This window comes from Sphaerotilus sp., assembly GCF_041083715.1.
Taxonomy (GTDB): domain Bacteria; phylum Pseudomonadota; class Gammaproteobacteria; order Burkholderiales; family Burkholderiaceae_C; genus Sphaerotilus.
The window spans coordinates 1-3,199 of sequence record NZ_JBFPGY010000140.1; the positions used below are offsets into that span (position 1 = coordinate 1).

The 3,199-nt window shown below is 69.2% G+C and carries 3 protein-coding genes; all 3 read right to left on the bottom strand.

Annotated features, from left to right (window positions below):
- On the bottom strand, nucleotides 1-648 hold a 648-nt coding region (locus AB3X43_RS06590), incomplete at its 3' end, for a TRAP transporter small permease (RefSeq protein ID WP_369429065.1).
- 37 nt (nucleotides 649-685) lie between these two features.
- A complete protein-coding gene (locus AB3X43_RS06595) occupies nucleotides 686-1,699 on the bottom strand; it encodes a TRAP transporter substrate-binding protein (protein ID WP_473965071.1) in 1,014 nt (337 codons plus the stop codon).
- A gap of 47 nt (nucleotides 1,700-1,746) precedes the next feature.
- The coding region (locus tag AB3X43_RS06600) for a mannitol dehydrogenase family protein (RefSeq protein WP_473965072.1) at nucleotides 1,747-3,199 on the bottom strand (1,453 nt) is incomplete at its 5' end.

The following is a 3,199-nucleotide window of genomic DNA, read 5'->3' on the forward strand; positions in this document are numbered from 1 at the left end:
GCCGATCACGATGCAGAACATCAGCAGGAAGACGAAGAACACCAGCAGGTTCAGGTGGCCCATGGCCATCAGGTGGGTGCCCGAGAACCACAGCAGCACCGCGGCCACGGCCACCAGCGCACCGGTCTGGCCGATCTGCCGCCAGCTGGCCCGCTGCAGCAGGCGCGTGGTGGCGGTGATCAGCATCAGCACCGCGCCGACCAGCACCGAGGCCTTGCGCCAGCCCTCGCTGATCTCCAGCGTCGGCGTGGTCACCTGCAGGTCGTCATGGAACTGCTCCCAGGCCGGGTGGATGAGCAGCGTGAGGAAGGCCATCACCATGAACATGCCCAGTGCATCCAGCCAGGCCCGGCGCGCGGGCGAGAGGTTCTTGACGAAGGTGGTCAGCTGCATGTGGGTGCCGCGCCGCAGCGCGATCACCGAGCCCAGCATGGCCAGCCAGACAAACAGGATGCTGGCCAGTTCATCCGACCAGGGCAGCGGCGCATGCAGCGCGTAGCGGGACAGCGCACCGCCCCCGAGGATCAGCACCTCGGCCAGCACCAGCGCGGCGGCGGGGCCTTCGCTGACCAGGCCGACGAGTCGGTCGAAACGGTCCAGCCAGGGCTTGCCGCTGGCGGTGGGTCGGGAAGAGGCTTGGTGATCCATGGGGTGCTGCAATGCGAGGGAACAGGACGGGGACGCGTCAGGCCAGGCGGCCGGCGTACTTCTCGAGCTTGGCCCAGGCCTCGTCGCCGAACTTGGTTTTCCACTCGGTGTAGAAACCGGCGCTGCGCAGCATCTCGCGGAAGGGCGTGGTGTCCGGGTGGTTGAACGTGATGCCCGCCTTGGTCAGCACGCCTTCGGCGTCCTTGTTCAGGCGGGCGATGTCCTCGCGCTGGCGCAGGGCGGCGGTGGTCAGGTGGGTGTTCAGCGCGTCCTGCACTTCCTTGGGCAGCGACTGCAGCTTCCGGGCGTTGCCGAAGATGAAGTGGCCGTCCCAGGTGTGGCCGGTCAGCGAACAAAACTTCTGCACTTCGTAGAGCTTGGCGCTCTGGATCAGTGCCAGCGGGTTCTCTTGCCCATCGACCACCTTGGTCTGCAGCGCCGAATACAGTTCACCGAAGGGAATGGCGGTGGGCGAAGCGCCCAGGGCCTTGAACATCGACAGCCACATCGGAATGCCGGGCACGCGGATCTTGAACCCCTTCAGGTCGGCCGGCGTGACGATCGCCTTGCTGGCGGTGGTGATGTTGCGGTAGCCGTTGTCCAGCACCTTGTCGAAGGCCTGCAGGCCGACCTTGGCCAGCGCGCCACGCACATGACCGCCCAGCTCGCCGTCCATCGCTGCCCAGACCGCAGCGTAGTCCTTGAACGCGAAGGCCACGCCGTTGATGCCGGCGGTGGGCACCAGGGTCTGCAGGTTGGTGCCGGCGGTGGACATCAGGTCGATGGCGCCCGCACGGACCTGCGAGATCATGTCCGGCTCGCTGCCCAGCTGGCTGGCCGGGTAGACCTGCAGATCCACCTTGCCGCCGGTGTCCTTGCGCACGGCCTCGGCCGCTTCCTTGATGCGCAGGGTACCCGGATGGTCGGCCGGAAAGGCGGTGCCGTATTTCAGGGTGATCTGTGCGCCCTGGGCACGCACCGGGTTGAAAACCGAAGCCCCCAGGCCCATCGATGCGGCCAGCGATCCAAATTGTCTGCGGTTCAGTGCCATCTCAAGTCTCCAGAGTGGTCGGCGCGGTGCTGCGCCTGTAGGGTGAATCAGGGGTGAGCGGAGGCCGTGGCCAGCAAGGCTCCGGTGCCGCCAGCCTGCAAGGTGGCCAGATGCTGGCCCAGTCGCCGGGCCAGCTCGGCTGGCCAGGGCTCGACGCCGAAGACCGGCGCATGGTGCAGCGCGGCCATGGCCACGCCTTCGGGGGACAGCGGTTGGCGCAGCACGGCGGCCAGGGCCGCTGCACCGGGATCGCTCACCACCAGGCGCTGACCGTGCTCCGCCCGCTCGTGCATCAGGTAGTGCAGCCAGGCGGCCAGTGCGCGCTCTACCCAGGGGCAGCTGGCGCCGGCGGCCAGCCGCTCGCGCAGCGTGGGCAGCCAGCGCACGGCCACTTTCTGGGTGCCGTCCATCGCGATCTGTTCGGTGCGGTGGGCCAGTGCCGGGTTGTCGAAGCGGTGCAGCAACTGTTCGCAGTAGGCGAGGGCATCGAAGCCGGCGGGCACGGCCACCGAGGGCAGCAGGTCGTCCAGCATCAGGCCGCGCACGGCACCGCGGATCAGTGGGTCGGCCATGGCTTCGGCCACGGTCTCGCGGCCGCGCAGCTGGCCCAGATAGGCGATGGCCGAGTGGCTGCCGTTGAGCAGACGCAGCTTCATGGCCTGGAAAGGACGCACGTCGCCGGTGAGCAGCGCGCCGGCCGCCTCCCAGGCGGGCCGCGGGCCGGCGAAGCGGTCTTCGATGACCCATTGGGTGAATGGCTCGCAGATGATGGCGGCCTCGTCGCGCAGCCCCAGTCGCTGCGCGGCCCAGTCCAGCGACGCGGGCGTGGCGGCGGGCACGATGCGGTCCACCATGGTGTTGGGAAAAACGATGCGTCCATCCGCCAGCCGCGCCAGCAGCATCGGGCAGGCGCGCTCGGCGTATTGCAGCAGCAACTGCGCCAGCTTGTCGCCGTTGGCGGCCATGTTGTCGCAGCAGACCACGGTGATCGGCGCCGTGGCCGGGCGGCGCAGCAGGCCGGCAGCCAGCACGCCCAGCGTGCTGCGCGGGGTGTCGGGGTGGCGCAGGTCGTGCTGCAGGTCGGCGTCGTTCAGGTCCAGCTCGCCGGTGGCTGGCTGGAAGCTGTAGCCCTTCTCGGTGACGGTGGTGGTGACGATGTGGACGCCCGGGTCGGCCAGTGCGGTCAGCACCGCTTCGCCCTGCTCCGGCGCGAACAGCGCCGCGCGCAGCGCACCGACGACCTGGGTGCGGGCTTGCTCGGCATGGCGTTCGGTCACTGACCAGAGCTGGTTCTGGGTGCGCAGCACGTCGGCCAGCCGGCGGCCGCGCAGGTGCACGCCGACAATCCCCCAGCGCAGGTCGCCGTCGTTCAGCACCGCTTCGGTGTAGAGCGCTTGGTGGGCCCGGTGGAAGGCGCCCAGGCCCAGGTGCACGATGCCGCTGCGCAGGGCGCTGCGATCGTAGCGGGGGAGCTGCACATCGGCCGAAAGGCGGGCGTTG

What these genes read in the sequence shown, in the direction of transcription:
- AB3X43_RS06595 (WP_473965071.1), bottom strand. Translation starts at nt 1,699, where the DNA reads ATGGCACTGAACCGCAGACAATTTGGATCGCTGGCCGCATCGATGGGC.